14 protein-coding genes and 1 other RNA gene are annotated in these 19,988 nt (G+C 73.8%); 6 read left to right on the forward strand and 9 right to left on the reverse strand.

The features are described from left to right. Positions 1–26: 26 nt before the first annotated feature. Positions 27–1,310 (forward strand): MFS transporter, encoded by a 1,284-nt coding sequence (locus ACH5A8_RS05325; RefSeq protein WP_398998101.1) that lies wholly within the window; start codon positions 27–29, stop codon positions 1,308–1,310. A 70-nt stretch (positions 1,311–1,380) separates the two neighbouring features. Here ACH5A8_RS05325 and ssrA read toward each other — a convergent pair. The 5 genes from ssrA to ftsE form a co-directional block, all read right to left on the reverse strand. Continuing rightward, positions 1,381–1,781: a transfer-messenger RNA gene (ssrA, locus tag ACH5A8_RS05330) on the reverse strand. 244 nt (positions 1,782–2,025) lie between these two features. Beyond that, entirely contained in the window at positions 2,026–2,505 is a 480-nt protein-coding gene (smpB, locus tag ACH5A8_RS05335) for an SsrA-binding protein SmpB (RefSeq protein ID WP_398998103.1), read from the reverse strand. 77 nt (positions 2,506–2,582) lie between these two features. Then, the gene (locus ACH5A8_RS05340; protein WP_398998105.1) at positions 2,583–3,770 is read right to left on the reverse strand and encodes a S41 family peptidase; all 1,188 of its coding nucleotides are present in this window, start codon (positions 3,768–3,770) and stop codon (positions 2,583–2,585) included. A 69-nt stretch (positions 3,771–3,839) separates the two neighbouring features. Beyond that, positions 3,840–4,757 carry a permease-like cell division protein FtsX gene (gene ftsX, locus ACH5A8_RS05345; RefSeq protein WP_398998107.1) on the reverse strand — a complete coding sequence of 306 codons (918 nt, stop codon included), beginning with the start codon at positions 4,755–4,757 and terminating at the stop codon, positions 3,840–3,842. A gap of 32 nt (positions 4,758–4,789) precedes the next feature. After that, positions 4,790–5,479: a cell division ATP-binding protein FtsE gene (gene ftsE, locus ACH5A8_RS05350; RefSeq protein WP_009188903.1), complete on the reverse strand. Its 690-nt coding sequence runs from the start codon at positions 5,477–5,479 to the stop codon at positions 4,790–4,792. Positions 5,480–5,725: 246 nt separating this feature from the next. Between ftsE and ACH5A8_RS05355 the strand changes: the two genes are divergently transcribed. Further along, complete coding sequence (locus ACH5A8_RS05355; RefSeq protein WP_398998109.1) at positions 5,726–5,920, forward strand: hypothetical protein; 195 nt, start codon at positions 5,726–5,728, stop codon at positions 5,918–5,920. A gap of 93 nt (positions 5,921–6,013) precedes the next feature. Here the strand turns inward: ACH5A8_RS05355 and ACH5A8_RS05360 are convergent, their stop codons facing one another. From ACH5A8_RS05360 to ACH5A8_RS05375, 4 genes are all read right to left on the reverse strand, one after another. Beyond that, complete coding sequence (locus tag ACH5A8_RS05360) at positions 6,014–6,775, reverse strand: hypothetical protein (protein ID WP_398998111.1); 762 nt, start codon at positions 6,773–6,775, stop codon at positions 6,014–6,016. Between the two features lie 301 nt (positions 6,776–7,076). Then, on the reverse strand, positions 7,077–8,192 hold the full coding sequence (prfB, locus tag ACH5A8_RS05365; protein WP_398998113.1) for a peptide chain release factor 2: 1,116 nt from the start codon (positions 8,190–8,192) through the stop codon (positions 7,077–7,079). A 49-nt stretch (positions 8,193–8,241) separates the two neighbouring features. Next, a complete protein-coding gene (locus tag ACH5A8_RS05370) occupies positions 8,242–9,489 on the reverse strand; it encodes a serine/threonine-protein kinase (RefSeq protein WP_398998114.1) in 1,248 nt (415 codons plus the stop codon). Between the two features lie 154 nt (positions 9,490–9,643). Beyond that, complete coding sequence (locus tag ACH5A8_RS05375) at positions 9,644–11,341, reverse strand: serine/threonine-protein kinase (RefSeq protein WP_398998117.1); 1,698 nt, start codon at positions 11,339–11,341, stop codon at positions 9,644–9,646. Positions 11,342–11,792: 451 nt separating this feature from the next. Here ACH5A8_RS05375 and ACH5A8_RS05380 point away from each other — a divergent pair, with 451 nt between their 5' ends. The 4 genes from ACH5A8_RS05380 (at position 11,793) to ACH5A8_RS05395 (ending at position 19,694) form a co-directional block, all read left to right on the forward strand. After that, on the forward strand, positions 11,793–15,548 hold the full coding sequence (locus tag ACH5A8_RS05380; protein ID WP_398998120.1) for an FHA domain-containing protein: 3,756 nt from the start codon (positions 11,793–11,795) through the stop codon (positions 15,546–15,548). A gap of 322 nt (positions 15,549–15,870) precedes the next feature. Next, positions 15,871–17,268 carry an ABC transporter substrate-binding protein gene (locus ACH5A8_RS05385; protein WP_398998123.1) on the forward strand — a complete coding sequence of 466 codons (1,398 nt, stop codon included), beginning with the start codon at positions 15,871–15,873 and terminating at the stop codon, positions 17,266–17,268. A 180-nt stretch (positions 17,269–17,448) separates the two neighbouring features. Further along, complete coding sequence (locus tag ACH5A8_RS05390) at positions 17,449–18,792, forward strand: carbohydrate ABC transporter permease (protein ID WP_398998125.1); 1,344 nt, start codon at positions 17,449–17,451, stop codon at positions 18,790–18,792. Continuing rightward, a complete protein-coding gene (locus tag ACH5A8_RS05395) occupies positions 18,789–19,694 on the forward strand; it encodes a carbohydrate ABC transporter permease (RefSeq protein ID WP_398998127.1) in 906 nt (301 codons plus the stop codon). The genes ACH5A8_RS05390 and ACH5A8_RS05395 overlap by 4 nt, the downstream gene beginning before the upstream one ends. The last annotated feature ends 294 nt before the right edge of the window (positions 19,695–19,988 follow it).

Consider the following 19,988-nt stretch of genomic DNA (forward strand, 5'->3'; position numbering starts at 1 on the left):
GGTGCGGCGCGGGCGACGGTGAGCGCATGCCACCGAGGACGACCGAGACGACCGGCCGGGCGCCGGCCGCGACACCCAGCACTCCCGACGGGGACCGGGCCGGCACGGCCGCACCGGCCCCGTCGGCGACGGCCGCCTACCGCCGCCTCTTCGCCGTCCCCGGCGCGCGGGCCTTCACCGCCGGGAACCTGCTCGCCCGGCTGCCGATGGGCATGTTCGGGGTGAGCGCGGTCGTCATGATCGCCGGGGCACGCGGCTCGTACGCCCTGGCCGGGGCCGTCACCGCCACCGGCCTCGCGGCGACGGCGGCGACAGCACCCTGGATCGCCCGCCTGGTCGACCGCCACGGCCAGGCCCGGGTCGCCGTGCCGGCCACCGTCCTGGCGGTGCTGGGCAGCCTGGCCCTGGTGCTGTGCGTGCGCTGCGGCGCGCCCGACTGGACCCTCTTCGCCGCCTACGCCGCCACCGCGACCACCCCGAACACCGGCGGCATGTCCCGTGCCCGCTGGGCCCATCTGCTCCGCCGCGACCCGGACGCCCTGCACACCGCGAACTCCTTCGAGCAGGCGGCCGACGAGCTGTGCTTCATGCTGGGCCCGGTCCTCGCGGCCTTCCTCACCGGCACGTTCTTCCCGGAGGCCGGCACGCTGACCGGCGCGGTGCTGCTGCTCACGGGCGTGCTGCTGTTCGCCGCCCAGCGCTCGACCGAGCCGCCGCCGAGCCCCCGCACCCCCGCGAAGGCGCCGCTGCGCGCCCCGGGGATGCCCGCGCAGCTCGCCGTGTGCCTCGCCATGGGCGCGGTGTTCGGCTCGATGGAGGTGGTCACGGTGGCGTTCGCGGACGCGCGGGGCCACCAGGCGGCGGCGGGCGTGGCGCTCGGGCTCCAGGCGGCCGGGTCGTGCGTGGCCGGGCTGGTGTACGGGGCGGTGCGGCCCGGCGGACCGCCCGGCCGGCGGCTGCCGTGGTGCGTGGCGGCGATGACGGCGCTCATGACGCTGCCGCTGCTGGCCGCCACCCTGACCGGCTCCCTCCCGCTGCTGGCCGGGACGCTGCTCGTCGCGGGCACGGCGACCGCGCCCACCATGGTCACCAACATGACCCTGGTGCAACGGCTCACTCCCGAGGGACGCCTCAACGAGGGCATGACCCTCGCGGTGACCGGCCTGCTCGGCGGCATCGCCTGCGGCAGCGCGGCCGGCGGCTGGACGGTGGAGCACCTGTCCCCGGCGTCCGGCTACACGGTCCCGGTGGCCTCGGCGGCCCTGGCCCTGCTGCTCTCGCTGGCGCGCCGGAACTCCCGGCGGGGCTGAGCGCGCATGACGAAGGCCCCGCCGCTCGGAAGCGGCGGGGCCTTCGCCCACATGGGGTGCCCGGATGGGCGAGTGGAGATGGCGGGAATCGAACCCGCGTCCAACGGTGCGGAACCAGGGCTTCTCCGTGCGCAGTCCGCTTCGCTTTTCTCGGCCCCGGAGATCACACGGACAAGTCTCCGACGGGCTCAGTCACTGTTTGGTTTCCCTCTTCACCCCGTGACCGGGATCAAGGTTTAGTCCCCTAGTCGATGCCAGGATCCGGGTCGGGAACATCCCCGGGCTGACACTCCCTGTATAGGAGGCTCGCGGTCGCTACCTGAGATCAGGCAGCGAGGGCGAAGGCCTGCTGGGAGGAATCGCGCTTGGTGTTGGCGATTATTTTTTTCGGCCTGTGGTTTACGAGATCATGGCCGCTTCCTCGGCACGCTTCCCCTGCTTCGACAGCCGCTGTCGAAACCGATCATCCCCATGTTGTTTTTTCAAATCCCTCCGAGGAGGGCCCCTCCGGAGAGGGAGGCTCGCACCGTCTTCGCGGTGCTTGCGCCATCGTACGTGACCAACGCGGGTCCTTGCCAGCTTATTCCCGGCGCTCCCCCGCGGCGGTCACCCCGCCGTGGCATCCGGGTCGACACCGTGCGACGCCGGCGCGCTCCCGGCCGGGACGGGGGCGTGTCGCGGACACCGGACGACCGGACGAGGAGCCCGCGCGGACCTACGCGCGCTGCTTGCGCCGCACCGCCGACATGGCGCGCTCGGCCTCGCGGCGGTCCTGCTTCTCGCGCAGCGTCTGCCGCTTGTCGTACTCCTTCTTGCCCTTCGCCAGCGCGATCTCGACCTTCGCCCGGCCGTCCTTGAAGTACAGGGCGAGGGGAATGATCGTGTGACCCGTCTCCTGGGACTTGGTCTCCAGCTTGTCGATCTCCAGCCGGTGCAGCAGCAGCTTGCGCTTGCGGCGGGCACTGTGGTTGGTCCAGGTGCCCTGGCTGTACTCGGGCACGTGCACGTTGTGCAGCCACGCCTCGTGTCCGTCCAGCTGCACGAAGCCGTCGACCAGCGACGCCCGGCCCTGGCGCAGCGACTTCACCTCGGTGCCGGTGAGGACCAGTCCGGCCTCGTAGGTGTCGAGGATGAGGTAGTCGTGCCGCGCCTTCTTGTTCTGCGCGATCAGCTTGCGCCCTTTTTCCTTAGCCATAGTGCCGCCCATTTTTGCACTACGGGGCGGGTGCGCGGAAAGGGTATTCGGCGCGGGCCGCGACGGGTCGGCGCCGGCTACGACGGGTCGCCGAGACCCCTCAGGACCGTCTCGGCGCGTCGCACCGCGTCACCGCCCGCGGGCAGGTCGGGGGTGATGCCCCGGCCGTCCACGGCGCGCCCGGCGGGGGTGCGGTAGTGGCCCACGGTCAGCTCGGCGACGGAGCCGTCGGGCAGCCGGCTCGGCATCTGCACCGAGCCCTTGCCGAAGGTCCGCGAGCCCACGACGACCGCCCGGCCGCGGTCCTGGAGGGCCCCGGTGAGCAGTTCGGCGGCGCTCATCGTGCCGCCGTCCACCAGCGTGACCAGGGGCGTGGCGGTGTCGCCGCCGGGCTCGGCGTGCAGGGCGCGCTGCCGGCCGTCGACGTCGTAGGTGGCGACGAGGCCGCCGTCCAGGAAGGCGGAGGCGGTGGTCACGGCCTCGGTGACCAGGCCGCCGGAGTTGCCGCGCAGGTCCAGGATGACGCCCCGGTCGGCCGGGGAGCTGCGCACGGCGGTGCGGACCCGGTCGCCGGCGCCCTTGGTGAAGGCGGAGATCTTGATGACGGTCGCGCCGCCGGCGAGCCGCCGTACCGTGACCGAGTCGGTGGACAGACGGGCCCGGCGCAGGGTCTGGCTCCACTGGCGGGCGCCGCGCTGGAGGCCGAGGGTGACGGCGGTCCCGGCGGGCGCGTCGTCGGCGTCGCCGCGCAGTAAGGAGACGACCTCGGTGACCGGCAGCCCGTCCGTCCGCTCGCCGTCCACGCTGCGCAGCCGGTCGCCCTCGCGGATCCCGGCGTCGGCGGCGGGCGAGCCCGTCCGCACCTTGGTGACGTCGATCCGGCCGTCGCGCTCGCGCCGCGCCCACAGGCCGACGCCGGTGTACTGGCCGTCCAGGGCCTCCTGGAACTCCTGGTAGTCGCCCGGGGAGTAGACGGCGCCCCAGCGGTCGCCGCTGCGGCTGACGGCCCGTTCGGCGGCCTCCATGGGGGACTTGCCGTCGGCCATGGCCTCGGCGGCGGCCCGCGTGACCTGTTCGTGGGAGGCGGCGGAGGCCGAACGGACCGTGTCCGACGGCGACTTGCGCTCGCCCGGGACGGAGCCCGGCCGGGAGCCGGGCAGCGACCCGGTCGCCGCGCCGGCGACGAGCACGCCCGCGAAGACCAATGTCAGGGCGGCCCCGGCGCGGTCGCGGCGGGGCCGGAGGAAGGGGTCACGGCCTGACATGGCGGTGAGTCTAGGACAACGCCCGGGGGCCGTAAGCCCGGTTGACCCGTACGGCCCTGTTGGCGTCCGTCACACCTTGAGGTACTTGCGCAGCGCCAGGAGACCGGCCAGCGCGGGGATCAGGAAGCTCACCGCGAGGATGAGCGGGATCTTGGTGATGACGGCATCCCAGCCCACGAAGTTGATGAGCGGCAGCTTCGTGGACAGCGACACCCCGTGGTCGATCACGAAGTACTGCACGACCACCAGGAAGGAGGAGGCGAGTATGCCGCCGATGAGCCCGGCGACGGCGGCCTCCATGATGAACGGCGCCTGGATGTAGAAGCCGGACGCGCCCACCAGCCGCATGATGCCCGTCTCCCGGCGCCGGCTGAACGCGGAGACGCGCACGGTGTTGACGATCAGCAGCATCGCCACGGTCAGCATCACCGCCATCACGCCGCGCGCCGCCAGGTTCAGATAGCCGAGCAGCGTGAAGAGGTTGTCCAGGATGCTCTTCTGGTCCTGCACGGACTGCACGCCGTCGCGCCCGTTGAAGGCGCTGGCGATGACCTGGTACTGCTCCGGGTTCTTCAGCTTGATCCGGTACGACTCCTGCATCTGGTCCGGCGTGATGGAAGCGGCCAGCGGGGAGTTGCCGAACTGCTCCTTGTAGTGCTTGTACGCCTGGTCCTGGGACTCGTAGGTGACCTTGTCCACCACCGGCATCTTCTGCAGGTCCGTGAGGATCGACTTCTTCTGGTCCTCGGTGACCGCGCCCTTGGCGCAGTTGGGGTCGGACTCCGCGTTGCTCTTGTTGCAGAGGTAGATGGAGACGTTGATCTTGTCGTACCAGTAGCCCTTCATCTTGCCGACCTGGTCGCTCAGCAGGAGCGACCCGCCGAACAGGGCGAGCGACAGGGCGACGGAGACGATGACGGCGAACGTCATCGTCAGGTTGCGGCGGAGACCGACACCGATCTCCGACAGGACGAACTGGGCGCGCATGGCGTCTGGTCAAGCCTTTCCGGGTGGACTCTTCAGTGCTGGTAGCCGTAGACGCCGCGCGCCTGGTCGCGGACGAGGCGGCCCTTCTCCAGCTCGATGACGCGCTTGCGCATCTGGTCCACGATGTTCTGGTCGTGGGTGGCCATCACCACGGTGGTGCCCGTCCGGTTGATCCGGTCGAGCAGCTTCATGATGCCGACGGAGGTCTGCGGGTCGAGGTTGCCGGTGGGCTCGTCGGCGATCAGCAGCTTGGGCCGGTTGACGAAGGCCCGCGCGATGGCGACGCGCTGCTGTTCGCCGCCGGACAGCTCGCCGGGCATCCGGTCCTCCTTGCCGCCGAGCCCGACGAGGTCGAGCACCTGCGGCACGGACTTGCGGATCTCGCCCTGCGACTTGCCGATGACCTCCTGCGCGAAGGCGACGTTCTCCGCCACCGTCTTGTTGGGCAGGAGGCGGAAGTCCTGGAACACGGTGCCCAACTGGCGGCGCATCTGCGGCACCTTCCAGTTGGACAGGCGCGCGAGGTCCTTGCCCAGGACGTGCACCTGGCCGTGACTGCACCGCTCCTCGCGGAGGATGAGCCGCAGGAAGGTGGACTTTCCGGAGCCGGAGGACCCCACGAGGAACACGAACTCGCCCTTCTCGACCTCCAGGGAGACATCCCTGAGGGCGGGGCGGGTCTGCTTGGGGTAGACCTTGGAGACGTTGTCGAATCGGATCACGGATGCACCACGGGTCGCCGGGGGTAGATGAGCGTGACCATACGCGAGTCGGGTGTACCCGCGCAGTCGCCGGTCTGGGTTGCGGGACAGTCGTACGTTTTGTCTGGGCGTACGGGGCGAAGGGGGCCGCGGGGCTTCGGGGACCCCGCGCTGAAAGCCGGGGAACCTGGCATGGTGGAGAGGGGAACGTTCGCGTGTCCGTGAGCGTTGTCCATGTGTGACCGGCGGTGCAAGGAGGGCGAGCGCATGACGTACGACCGGTTGGTGTGCGCGAACTGCGCGGCGCCCGTGAGCGAGGGCCGGTGCCCGGTGTGCCGGGCCAACCGCGAGCGGCTGCAGCAGGAGAACAACTTCTTCGCGGGGCTGAACCCGATGGCGCTGATCGCGCTGCTGGCGGTGCTGATCGCCGCGGTGGCGCTGCTGGCGCACCAGACGGCATAGCGGCGGACGCGGACGCGCGAGGGGCCCGGAGCGCTGCGCTCCGGGCCCCACTGCGTCAGCCGTCCGTCACGCCCCGTGGGGCGCCGGCCACGCTCAGGCGGCGGCGCCGCCGCGGCCGCCCATCATGCGCGGCAGGACGCGGAAGCCGACACCGCCGGCGATCATCGTCGCGGCGCCGATCACCAGGAACGTGGTCTCGCCCGCACCGGTCTCGGCGAGCTGCTTGCCGTTGCCCTGCGGGGTGGCGTTCGAGGTGTCGCCGGTCTCGGTGAGGGCCGAGGAGCCCTGCTCCTGCGGGACGGGGTTGCTGCCGCCGCCGTCGGGAGTGGTGCCGCCGGTGGTGTCCGAGCCGCCGCCGTTGCCACCCTGGCCGCCGTTGCCGCCCTGGTTGCCGCCGGTGCCCTGGCCGCCGCCATTGCCGCCCTGGCCGCCGTTGCCGCCCTGGCCGCCGTTGCCGCCCTGGTCACCGCCGGTGCCCTGCCCGCCGCCGTTGCCACCCTGGCCACCGTTGCCCTGACCGCCGTTCCCGTCACCCGGGGTCGACGGGGTGCCGGGGTCCGACGGGGTGCCCGGGTCCGACGGGGTGCCCGGGTCCGACGGGATGCCGGGGTCGGACGGGGTCCCCGGGTCCGACGGGGTACCCGGGTCCGACGGGGTGCCCGGGTCGGACGGGGTCGCCGGGTCGGACGGAATACCCGGGTCCGGGCACTCCGGAAGGGTCACGATGCCGCAGGTGGGGTCCGGGTCCGGGCCCGGGTCGGCCGATGCGACACCCGCGACCATCAGCGAGGCGCCCGCGGCGACGACCGCGCCCGCGGCTATGCGCGCGATACGAATGCGCGTCTTGTTCGTCATGAAGTTGCTACCCCCAGTAGCTGTTCGTCGATGAGGCCGCGCTCGGGGCCGTGATCGACGGAGGTAGCTGTGCGAATGAAGCCCCCCGGTTCACATGCGCCCCGCAGATACGCATGCCGCGCTTCACCTTTCCCATTTTTCAAAGCAACGTCAAGGCCGTTGCGTACGCGATGTCCCGGTAAGCGTTCTTTGCCGGAGGGAGAGGGATATGAATGTGACGCAAAACCCGGACACCCGGGAACGAAGAAGGCAACTGCCGCTTCGAGCGCGGCAGTTGCCTTGTCGACAAAGAACTCTTTTCTTACTTGCTCTGCTGTTCCTGCTGCTTGCGCCAGCGAATGCCGGCCTCCAGGAACCCGTCGATCTCACCGTTGAACACGGCCTCGGGGTTGCCGACCTCGAACTCGGTCCGCAGGTCCTTCACCATCTGGTACGGGTGCAGGACGTACGAGCGCATCTGGTTGCCCCAGGAGTTGCCGCCGTCGCCCTTGAGGGCGTCCATCTTGGCCTGCTCCTCCTGGCGGCGCCGCTCCAGCAGCTTGGCCTGGAGGACGTTCATCGCCGTGGCCTTGTTCTGGATCTGGGAACGCTCGTTCTGACACGAGACGACGATGCCGGTGGGCAGGTGGGTGAGGCGCACCGCGGAGTCGGTGGTGTTCACGCCCTGGCCGCCGGGGCCGGAGGAGCGGTACACGTCCACCCGCAGCTCGGACTCGTCGATCTCGATGTGGTCGGTCTGCTCGACCACCGGCAGGATCTCGACGCCCGCGAAGGAGGTCTGGCGCCGGCCCTGGTTGTCGTAGGGGGAGATGCGCACCAGGCGGTGCGTGCCCTGCTCGACGGAGAGGGTGCCGTAGGCGTAGGGCGCCTGGACGGCGAAGGTGGTCGACTTGATGCCGGCCTCCTCGGCGTACGACGTCTCGTAGACCTCGGTCTTGTAGCCGCGCTGCTCGGCCCACCGCAGGTACATGCGCTGGAGCTTCTCGGCGAAGTCGGCGGCGTCGACGCCGCCGGCCTCGGCGCGGATGTTGACGAGGGCCTCACGGGCGTCGTACTCGCCGGACAGGAGGGTGCGGACCTCCATCTCGTCCAGCGCCTTCCGGACGGCCGACAGCTCGGACTCGGCCTCGGCGCGGGTGTCCGGGTCGTCCTCCTCCTCGGCCATCTCGAAGAGCACGGCGAGATCGTCGATCCGTCCGCGCAGCCCCTCCGCCTTCCTGACCTCGGCCTGGAGGTGGGACAGCTTGCTGGTGATCTTCTGCGCCTCGTCCGGGTTGTCCCACAGGGACGGCGCGGCCGCCTGCTCCTCGAGCACGGCGATGTCTGCCCTCAGCTTGTCGAGGTCCAGAACGGCCTCGATCGACTCCATGGTCGAGGAGAGGGACTTGAGCTCTTCGGATACGTCGACGACTGCCACGCCCTCCAGCGTAACGGCTCCGCCGGGCGGGGAACGCCGGTGGCGGCGGTCAGGGGGCTTGCGGGGCGGAGTGCCGGGTGTCCTGGCCGGGCGCGGCGGGGTCGTCGCCCGAGGTCGCCCACCAGGCTCCGGCGCCCACGGCCGCCACGAGCAGCGCCCCGGCCACACCGAGGGTGATCCGGCGGCGGCGGGCGGCGGTGCGGTGGCGCGCCGAGCCGGGGCGGGGGGCGCCCGGCGTGCGGGGGGCGCGGGCGGTGCCGTGGGCCGGGCCGGCCAGCTCGTCCGGCGCGGGCACCCGCATCGAGGTGTGCGTGTCCCGGTTCGAGTCCGGCTTCGCGCCGGGCACCAGCGGCACCGCTCCCCGGCGCCGCGCCCGCTCCCCGGCGGGGGCCGGCGCCTGCGCGGGCGCGGCCTCGTCCTGCGGCTCGCCGGCCGGTTCCGCGTCGGGCTCGTCCACGTCCAGCGGCGGCATCCCGGCGAGCAGCGGCAGCAGCTCCCGCAGGCGCGCGGCCAGCTCGGAGGCCCGCAGCCGGGACGCCGGGCCCTTCGCCAGGCACTGCACGATCAGCTGCCACAGCTCGTCGGGGATGCCGGGCAGCGGGACCACGGTCTCGGTGACGTGGCGGCGCAGCACGGCGCCGGGGTGGCCGCCGCCGAACGGCGTAAAGCCGGCCAGCAGCTCGTACAGGACGGTGGCGAGGGCGTAGATGTCCACCGCGGCGCGCGGCGGCAGTCCTTCCACGATCTCCGGGGCGAGGTAGTCCGGAGTGCCGATGATCTTCGTGGCGCGGGTGCGCCTGGGCGAGTCGATGAGCTTCGCCACGCCGAAGTCGGTCAGCAGCGCGGGGTGGGCCCCGCCGGGGCCGAGCGGGCCCCGCATGTCCAGCAGGATGTTCTCCGGCTTGACGTCGCGGTGCACGACGCCCGCGGCGTGGGCGGCGGCGAGTCCGTCGGCCACGTCGGCCGTGATCGCGACCGCCGCCTCGGGCGAGAGCCGCCGCTCGCGCTCCAGCCGGGTGCGCAGGTCGGTGCCGCGGACCAGGTCCATGACGAGGGCGAGGTCGTTGCCGTCGACCACCAGGTCGCGCACCGAGACGACGTGCGGGTGCTCCAGGCCCAGCAGGGCGGTGCGCTCCTGCACGAAGCGGCCCACGAGTTCCTGGTCGGAGGCCAGGTCCTCGCGCAGCAGCTTGATGGCGACGGGCCCGTCCGGGCCCTCGCCGAGCCACACCGTGCCGGCGCTGCCCCGCCCCAGGATCTGGTGCGCGGTGTACCGGCTGCCGATCTTCCGTGCCAAGACTGCTCCTACAGACGCGTGTTGCGCCTAAAGCTACGCGTCCGGCGAGGCGACCTTCACCGTGGAGCCCGAAATCACCCCCTGGATGTCGACAAATCTCCAGACTCACGTCTGCCCGGGAGCGGACGCGCGGCGGGCGAGGGCCCTGGGGGCGTCAGTTGCCGCTCAGGTTCTTGACCCAGTCGGTGGCCTGGCTGAACCAGTGGCTCAGCTCGGACCAGTAACCCCGGCCGGTGCCGATCCAGCTCTGCAGGGGGCTCAGCTCCCAGACCAGCCAGCCCGCGACGAACAGGATGAGGATCGTGAACAGGCAGCCCTTGAGGCAGCCGAGTCCGGGGATCTTCATCGGGTTGGCGCCGCGCTGCCGCGGGGCCCTGGGCTCGCGCGCGGGCCGCTGGGGCTCGGGGGCGGGCGGCGGCGCGTACCGCTGGGGCTGTGCCTGCGGCTGCGGCTGCGGGGTCTGGCGGCGCTGCGGCGCCGGGGCGTACTGCTGCGGCTGCTGTTGCGGGTGGCCGTAGCCGTACCCGGGCTGCTGGGGCTGGGGGCGCTGCTGCGGCTGCGGACGGGCGACCTGCCGCTGGGGGCGGCGGCGCAGCGGGTCCTCGCCCGGGTCGAGGTACTGGACCTGGGTCTGCTCGTTGCGGTCGCGGGCCGCGCGCAGCTGGGACTGCCAGGGGTGCGGCTGGTCGGGGTGCTGCCCCTGCTGGTCGGCCTGGCCGGGCTGTCCGGGCGGCATCGGGGGCATCATGCGCGTCGGGTCGGGCGCGCCGTCGTGCGGGAGCACGGTGGTCGGGTCGGCGGCGCCGGCCGGGCCGCCGGTGTGCGGCAGGACGCTGGTCGCGCCGTTCGGGTCGTACGCCGGCGCGCCCTGTCCGTGCGGCAGCACCTGGGTGGGGTCGGCGGCGCCGGGCATGCCGTCCGGCGCGGGAACGGCGGCGGGGTCCGGGTCGGGGGCGAGCAGGGCGCCCACGCCCTCGGCGGCGGCGATCTGCGCGGAGTTCGCGTGCACGCCGATGCCCTCGGCGACGACGCGCAGGGCGCGGGCGAGGCTCTCGGCGCCGGGCCGCTCGTCGGGGTTCTTGCGCAGGCAGCGCTCGATCACCGTCCACAGCGGGTCGGGGACGGTGGAGGGGCGGCGCGGTTCGGCGCTCAGATGCTGGTGCAGGACCTCCAGGGCGGAGCCGCCGGAGAACGGCGGCCGGCCGGTGACCAGCTCGTACAGGAGGATGCCGGCGCCGTAGATGTCGACGGCGGACGTCTGCGGGCGGCCCTCGGCGGACTCGGGCGCGACGTAGGCCGGGGTGCCGACGAACTCGTGGGTGCGGGTCAGGCCGGGCGAGTCGGCGAGGCGGGCGATGCCGAAGTCGGTCAGCATCGGGTGCATCCGGCCGCCGTCCTGCTTCAGCAGCACGTTGGCCGGTTTCAGGTCCCGGTGGACCACCCCGTCGGCGTGGCTCGCGGCCAGCGCGTCGCAGATCTGGGCGGTGAGCAGGGCGGCGGCGACCGGTGTGAACGGTCCGTTCTCGCGCAGGTGGCGGTGCAGGTCGGGGCCGTCGACGAGGTCCATGACCAGCGCCAGCAGATCGCCCTCGACCACCAGGTCGCGGACCCGGACGATGTTGGGATGGGTGAGCCGGAGCAGCACGGAGCGCTCCCGCAGGAACCGCATCACGACATCCGCGTCGTTCGCCAGCTCCTCCTTGAGGACCTTGATCGCGACGGTCTCGCCGGGCTGGCCGGGCACGGCCGCCTCGGCGCCCGCGGTCTCTCGCTGGCGGGCTCGCCAGACGGTGCCCGTGGCGCCGCGTCCGAGCGGCTCCTCGAGCAGGTACTTGCTGCCTACCGGCCGCACGTCATGTGCTCCCTGCTGCTTGCTTGCCTGTCCCCCGCGCCCTCCGGGGCCCGCGCGGGTTTCCGCCCCACTGTAGTGCCGCCGCCCGTCGTCCCTCCGGCTCTTCCCGGCTCTCCCAGGGCGACGTACGTGGGGGACGCCTTACATGTTCGAAGGAAAGACGTACGAGTCGGGGCGCTTGGTTGCCCGCACACGGACGTGACCGATCTCAAGGCGGTATCAAGCAGACATCCGCCGGGCACGGGGCAGGCACTTTTGGGGTCAGAGCCGACCAATCAAGATCACTTGGCGATGGGCGGCGGGCACGTTGTCAGTGGCAGGTGCGAGGATGCTGCCAGTTACTGGCCGACGTGCTCGTGCGGCGGTGGGGGGAAGCCCGCGGTGGGGGACCGCAGGGCGGCTTCGCCCTCCCCGTTCTCGGGCGCCCGCGCAGAAGGGACCGCTGACGGCGATGCAGATCCGGCTGACCGTCGTAGACCCGCTGGGCCCGCCCGCGCCCCAGGGCCGCGCCGCGAGCCGCGACGTCCTGGTCACCGCGCCCGCGGGCACGGCCCTGGCCGCGGTGGCGTCGGCGCTCGCCGCCGTGACCGGCGGCGGCGAGGGCGGGACGGCGTCCGAGCGGGGCGGCCGGGAGCGCGCAGGCGGCGAGCGGGGCGGCCGGGAGCCCGGCGCGGGCCCCGTGGTGCTGTACGCCGGGGCGGAGCGGCTGGACGCCCAGCGCTGCACGCTCGGCGAGCCGCCGCTGCTGGACGGCGCGGTGCTGTCCCTGGGCGCCCCCGCCGAGGCCGAGCCGCACCCCGAGCTCGACGAGGCCCCGGCCCAGCTGCACGTGGTCGCGGGACCGGACGCGGGCGGGGTCCACCTGCTGCACGGCGGGCAGATCACCGTCGGCCGCTCCGCCGACGCCGACGTGCCGCTCGACGACCCCGACGTCTCCCGTCTGCACTGCGCGGTGACCCTCGCCCCGGACGGCCGCGTGTCCGTCGCCGACCTCGGCTCCACCAACGGCACGGCGCTGGATGGCAGGGAGATCGGCTCCCGTCCGGTCCGGTTCGCGCCCGGCGCGCTGCTGCGCATCGGAGAGTCGGCCCTGCGCCTGGCCCCGGCCGCCGGACCGGCGGCCCGCGTGGCGACGGCCCCGGACGGCGAGGGACACGTCCGCGTGCCCCGCGCGGGCGCGCACGGCGCGGCGGACTCCAGGAGCGCCGCGGGTACGGCCGGCGGGACGCACGCGCGCGTGCCGGGCGACGGCGGGCCGGCACCCGTCGCTCCGGGATTCGGCGGTACGGGGCCCGACGGCACGGCATCCGGCGGCACGCCTCCTGCTGCGGGCGGGGCGACGAGCGCCGGCACCGGCATCGCGCCGGGTCTGAGCACCGGCAGGACCCCGGGACCGGCGGCCCAGGCCCCGGACGGACCGGACGCGCCGGGCCCGGCGGGCGGTGCCCTGCGCGGGGAGCACGGCTACGCCGGCTCCCCCGTGCTCCCCGCGCAGGGCCGCGCGCCCGGGATCGAGAGCCACGGCGGCGACACCCACGCGGGACGCTCCGGAGCCGGCGCCCACCCCGACGCCTTCCCGGGCGACCCGTACGGGAGCCCGCACACCCCCTTCGCCGACCCGTACGGGGACGTCGAGGGCCGCGGCCGCAAGGGGACGCCCGTGCGGGGCACCGAGGTGCCGCAGGGCCTGCGCAGGCGGGGCGGGCTCGGGGCGTGGGCCCGGCGCCTGACCGGCGGGCGCGGCGAGAGCGCGCAAGACCGCGGCGCGGCGTACGACGGCAGGGTGCCGCCGGCGCGCGGCGAGGCGCCCGCGGCGCAGGCGGGCCCGCACCTGCCGGAGACCTGGCCGGACCCGGCGGCGCTGCTGCTGACCGCGCTCGGCCCGGGGCCCCGGCTGTGGGAGCGCGGGCCGGGGCACCCGGAGGCGCTCACGGTCCGGCTCGGCACGGCCGACCGGACGGCCCCCGACGGCTCGGGGCGGCTGCTGCCGGCGGTGCCGGTGACCGCGGGGCTGCGTGAGGCGGGGGCGCTGGGCCTGGCCGGGCCGCGCGACCGGCTGTCCGGGCTGGCCCGCGCGGTGCTGGCCCAACTCGCCGCGCTGCACTCCCCCGAGACGCTCGAGATCGTCCTGATCGCCGCCGACCGCACCCGCACCCTGGAGGAGCGCACGGCCGAGTGGGCGTGGCTCGGCTGGCTCCCCCATGTGCGCCCGCGCCACGGCCAGGACTGCCGGCTCCTGCTGGCCCACGACCTCGAACAGGCCACGGCCCGCACCGACGAACTGCTGCGCCGCCTCGACGACCACCTCGCCGACGCCCGGCGGACCGAGGAGGCCGCGGAGACCGACGCCCCGGTCGGAGCCGGGTCCGCGCACGGCGCCGCCCGGCGGCCCTCCTGGGCCCGGGACGCGGACCCGGCGGGCGCGCGGGCCTTCGCCGGGCCCTACACCGTGGTCGTCGTGGACGGCGACCCGGGCGGGGCCTCGGTGCGGGAGGCGGTGGCGCGGCTGGCCCAGGAGGGGCCGCGGGCCGGGATACACGTGCTGTGTCTCGCCGAGGCGGCGCCCGCCTCGCCCGCGTCGCCGGTGGCGGAGACCTACGAGGCGGCGTGCGCGGTGTCGCCGGTGTTCCGCGAGTGCGGCGCCGTCGCGCTGCTCAGCGGCGACGTGGCGACGGCCCTGCGGCTGATGCGGGTCGCCCGGCCCGGCACGGAGGCCCACCGGCCGGGCACGGCGCCCGCCCCCGCACAACAGCACCAGCACCAGCAAGGGCGCCCGGAGTCCCCCGCCCCCGTCTCCCCCGGCACGGTCGCGGTCGTCGACGCCGTCTCCCCCGCCTGGGCCGAGCGGTTCGCGCGGGCCCTGGCGCCGCTGCGGACGGCGGACGCGGCCGGCGGCGACCGGCCCGCGCGGGTGTCCGCGCCGCTGCCGCTGTCGGCGCGGCTGCTGGACGAACTGGGCCTGGCCCGGGCCACCCCGGCCTCGCTCCAGGCCCGCTGGGCGGACGCGGCCGACGACGCCGGGTCCCTCGGCGGACGCGCCGTGCTGATACTCGGCGCCGGTCCGCGCGGGCCCCTGTGCGCGGACCTCGTGGCCGACGGACCGCACCTGCTGATCGAGGGACCGGCGGGCAGCGGCCGTACGGAGCTGCTGCGATCCGTCGTCGCCTCGCTCGCCGCCGCGGAGCGCCCGGACCGGCTCGGCATCGTCCTGATGGACGGCCGCGACGGCGTCGAGGCGGGCGGCGGACACGGCGACGGTCTGCGCGCCTGTACGGACGTACCGCACGTCACCACCCACCTCACCGCCAACGACCCGGTGCGGATGCGGGAGTTCGCGCAGTCGCTGAGTGCCGAGCTGAAGCGGCGGGCCGAACTGCTGGGGCTGTCCGACTTCGCCGAGTGGCACGCCCGGCGGGAGGTGTCCGGCCGTATCGTCGCCCAGCGCACCGCGCCCGGCCGTTCGGTGCCGGGCCGCACCCCGGGCGTCCCGAGGCAGGCCGACGGGACGGGGGCCGGCGCCGGCAGGGCCACCGGAGCGACCGGCGCCGGGCCGAACGGCCCGCAGGCGGCCGGTGCGGCCGATCTCGACGCGCCGCCCAGCTCCACCCTGCGCCTGCGCCCCGCGGCGGCCCGCTCGCGCGCCACGGCGGTTCCTCCGCTGCCCCGGCTGGTCGTGGTCGTGGACGACCTGGACCTCCTGGTCTCCCCCGCGCTCGGTTCGCCCGGGCGGCCCGCGGCCGGCTCCGTGATCCGCGCGCTGGAGGCCGTGGCCCGGGACGGCGAGCGGCTCGGCGTCCACCTGGTGGCGGCCACGGCCCCCGGCGGTCGTACGGCGGAGACCGAACCGGCCCGCCGCGCCACCTTGCGGGTCGTCCTGGACGCCCCGGCCGGCGGTCGCGCCGGCGCCTCCCGCATCGAGCCGGGCCGGGAGGCCGGCGGGGAACCGGCGCCCGGACGCGGCCGGCTGACCGGCCCGGACGGCCGGGTGACGCCGTTCCAGGGCGGCCGGGTCACCGGCCGCATCCCGCGGACGGCGACCCAGCGCCCCACCGTGGTCCCGCTGGAGTGGCACCGCATGGGCGACCCGCCGGCCCGCCGCCCGGTCCGGGAGCTGGGCAACGGGCCGACCGACCTGGCCCTGCTGGCCAGCGCGCTGGACCGGGCCGCGAAGGAGGTGTCGGCCGCGGAGGTCCCCTCGCTGCTGTGACCTCCCGCGGCGTCCCCGCCGTCTTCGCGCCGCCTCCCCGCCGCGCCGCCCCACCGCCTCCGCACCGTCTTCCCACCGTGCCGTCCCGCCCCGGCGCCCCGGTGGTCAACCCCTCCTGCTACCCGCGACCGCGCCCCTTGACGCCCCCGCCGGCCCACCTCGGCACGCCGTGCGGCGACCGCCCCTGACGTGGTGTCACGACGTGTTAACGATCGCCCGGCGGACCCCGTGGGCGCTCTTGCCGACGTCCGGGCCCCGGCGTAGACCAGAGCGCACGGAACAGCGCTCGGGCGTTCGACGAGGAACGAAGAACGGGGCATTGATGCGCAGCACGAGCAGCACCATCCCAACACGCAGGGCCGCCAGGGCCGCGGCGGTCGTCGCCGCGGGCGCCCTGGCCCTCTCCCTCACCGCGTGCGGCGGAGGCGACGACAAGGCGGGCGGCGGCGAGAGCAGCAAGGCGAGCGGCGGCGGCACGGAGACCGGAGCCGGCGTCACCCTTCCGAAGCTGGACGGCACGACGCTGGAGGTCGCCGCCGTCTGGACCGGCGCCGAGCAGACCAACTTCAAGAAGGTGCTCGCGGAGTTCACCAAGCGCACCGGCGCCAAGGTCACCTTCGTCCCCGCCCAGGACCCGATCATCAACTTCCTCGGTTCGAAGATCGCGGGCGGCCAGCCCCCGGACGTGGCGCTGCTCCCGCAGCCGGGCGCCATCAAGCAGGCCGTCGACAAGAAGTGGGCCAAGCCCATCGGCCCCGAGGCGCAGGCGCAGCTCAGCAAGAACTACTCGCAGGGCTGGCAGGACATCGGCAAGGTCGACGGCAAGCAGTACGGCGTCTACTACAAGGCCGCCAACAAATCGCTGATCTGGTACAACGCGAAGGTCCTGGAGAACGCGGGGGCGAGCGAGCCCAAGACGTGGAAGGACCTGCTGTCCACCGCGCAGACGGTCTACGACTCCGGTGTCACCCCGTTCTCGGTCGGCGGCGCCGACGGCTGGACGCTCACCGACTGGTTCGAGAACGTCTACCTCTCCCAGGCGGGCCCGGAGAAGTACGACCAGCTCGCCCAGCACAAGATCAAGTGGACGGACCCGTCGGTCAAGCAGGCCCTGACCACCCTCGCGCAGATCTGGTCCAAGAAGGACTACCTCGCCGGCGGCCCGGACGGCGCCCTGCAGACGGAGTTCCCGGCGTCGGTCACCCAGACGTTCACCGGCGGCGACCAGCCGAAGGCAGCGATGGTCTACGAGGGCGACTTCGCGCAGGTCAACATCGGTGAGACCAAGGCGAAGGTGGGCAGCGACGCGAAGGTGTTCCCGTTCCCGGCCGTGGGCTCCACCGCGCCCGTGGTCTCCGGCGGCGACGCGGCGGTGATCCTGAAGGACTCCAAGGCGGCGCAGGCGCTGGTCACCTTCCTGGCCTCGCCGGACGCGGCGACCATCCAGGCGAAGCTGGGCGGTTACCTCTCCCCCAACAAGAACGTGCCCGAGTCGGCCTACCCGAACGAGGTGCAGCGCACGATCGCCAAGGCGCTGATCGCCTCCGGCGACGACTTCCGCTTCGACATGTCCGACCAGGCGCCGCAGGCGTTCGGCGGCACGCCCGGCAAGGGCGAGTGGAAGGACCTCCAGGACTTCCTGAAGAACCCGTCGGACGTCGCGGGCGCGCAGGCGAAGCTGGAGAAGGACGCGGCGGCGGCCTACGGCGGCGGGAGCTGATCCCATGGAGATCATGAGGACCGGACACCCTCGGACCGCGAGAACGGGACCCCCGGGGACCGCCCTGGCAGCCGGATCCCCGGGCACCACGCGCGCCGCCCGACTCCCGAGGACTCCGGGGACAGCCGGGTCCCCGCGGGCCGCGCGGACCGGACACCGCGCACGACGGCGGGTCCGGCGATGACCTCGGCCACGGCGGCGGGGGCCTCCCCGGCCCCCGCCGCGCCCCGCAGCCGCAAGAGCGTGACCGGCACCCGCAAGATCGTGGCGGCCCTGTTCCTGCTGCCCGCCCTGGTGCTGCTCGGCGCGCTCGTGGTCTACCCGATCGGGTACTCGGTCGTCCGCAGCTTCTACGACTCCTCCGGCGACCACTTCGCCGGGTTCGACAACTACCAGGCCCTCTTCACCGACGACGGCATCCGCACCGCGCTCAAGAACAACGTCATCTGGGTGGTGTTCGCGCCGACCGTCGCCACCGCGCTCGGGCTGGTCTTCGCGGTGCTGACCGAACGGGTGCGCTGGGGAACGGCGTTCAAGCTGGTCGTCTTCATGCCGATGGCGATCTCGATGCTGGCGGCCGGGATCATCTTCCGGCTGGTGTACGACCAGGACCCGGACAAGGGCGTCGCCAACGCGGTGTGGGTCGGGGTGCACGACACCTTCGCCCAGTCGTCGGCGTTCCCTAAGGCGCACCCGGGCCGCCGGTCGCCGCTCGCGCCCGACCACGGCGGCTTCCTCACCACCGCGCCGGTGCACACCGGGCAGTCGGTGGCGCTGCCCCTGGTCGGCGTCGCCCCCGACCAGATGCCGGACGGCGCGAAGCGGGCCGTCCAGGCGCCGGACGAGCCGGGGCGGATCACCGGCACCACCTGGCAGGACTTCACGCGCGGCAAGGGCGTCGGGAAGCTCGGCGCGGTGGACCCGTCCGAACTCGGCTATTCCGGGATGCGGATCGAGGCGGTCAAGGACGGCACGGTGGTGGCGACGGCGAAGGCCGCCGCGGACGGCACGTTCTCGCTGCCCGCGGAGGCCGACGGGGCGCGGCTGAGGCTGCCGGCGGGCAACTTCAAGGAGCCGTACAACGGGGTGGACTGGCTCGGCCCGTCGCTGGTCACGCCCGCCATCATCGGGTCGTACGTGTGGATGTGGGCCGGGTTCGCGATGGTGCTGATCGCGGCCGGGCTCGCCGGGGTGCCGCGCGAACTGCTGGAGGCGGCGCGGGTGGACGGCGCGAACGAGTGGCAGGTGTTCCGCAGGATCACGGTGCCGCTGCTGGCGCCGGTGCTGGCGGTCGTCGCGGTCACCCTGATGATCAACGTGTTGAAGATCTTCGACCTGGTCTTCATCATCGCGCCCGGTTCCTCGCAGGACGACGCGAACGTGCTCGCCCTGGAGCTGTACCGCAAGGGCTTCTCCGAAGGGCGGCCCGGCGTCGCCAGCGCGATCGCGGTGTTCCTGCTGCTGCTGGTGATCCCGGTGATGCTGTTCAACATGCGGCGCTTGAGGCGGGAGGTGCGGCGATGACGACCGAAGCCGTCACGAAGACGACCCGGCCCGCACCGCCCGTCGAGGCGAGGCGGTCGCTCGGCGCCCGGCTCGCCGAGCTGGTGAGCGGCGGCCTGGTGCGGGTGTTCCTGATCGTGGTGGGGCTGTTCTGGCTGGTGCCGACGGTCGGACTGCTGCTGTCGTCCCTGCGCTCCCCGCAGGACATGGCCGCGAGCGGCTGGTGGACCGTGTTCACCAAGCCCTCGCAGCTCACCTTCGACAGCTACCGGAAGCTGCTGGAGAACAGCGACATCACCCACTCCCTGCTGAACACCGCCCTGATCACCGTCCCGGCGACGGTCCTGGTCGTGGTGGTCGGCTCGCTCGCGGGTTACGCGTTCGCGTGGATGGAGTTCCCCGGCCGCGACTGGTGGTTCCTGGCGGTGGTCGGGCTGCTGGTGGTGCCCGTGCAGGTCGCGCTCATCCCGATCGCCGAACTGTTCGGGAAGATCGGCCTGTTCGGGTCGATCCTCGGCGTGGTGCTGTTCCACACCGGCTACGGGCTGCCGTTCGCGGTGTTCCTGCTGCGGAACTTCTTCGCGGAGATCCCGCGCGAGCTGCTGGAGGCCGCCCGGCTCGACGGCGCCGGCGAACTGCGCCTGTTCGCACGGGTGGTGATGCCGCTCGGCGGGCCCGCGATCGCGAGCCTCGGCATCTTCCAGTTCCTGTGGGTGTGGAACGACATGCTGGTCGCGCTGGTGTTCACCAAGTCCGGCACCCAGCCGATCACGGTCGCCCTCCAGACGCAGGTACGCCAGTTCGGCAACAACATCGACGTACTGGCCCCCGGCGCGTTCATCTCCATGGTGATCCCGCTGGCCGTGTTCTTCGCCTTCCAGCGGCAGTTCGTGTCCGGGGTCATGGCGGGCGCGGTCAAGTAACCGCACAGCGGTACGGATGCGAGGGGACGGGCCGACACCGGTCCGTCCCCTCACGTTCACCCGCCGTCCCCCGCATGCCGCAGCGGAGCGTGACCGATTCACTCCATCGGCCGTTGCCGGGCACAGCCCCGTCGTGACGACGGGGCCGACCGCCCGCGCCGCCCCCTGGACGGCCCCGTGTCCGACGCCGCCGCCCCGGACCGTCCGGCCGCGCCCCCGCCCCTCGGCCGGCAGGCGGGTGCGGCGGCCCTCCGTACCCGCCATGACCTGCGGACCTGCCCGCCGGCCCCGGAC

Origin of the sequence: Streptomyces sp. NPDC018610 (genome assembly GCF_044391765.1) — a bacterium.
Classification (GTDB): Bacteria; Actinomycetota; Actinomycetes; order Streptomycetales; family Streptomycetaceae; genus Streptomyces.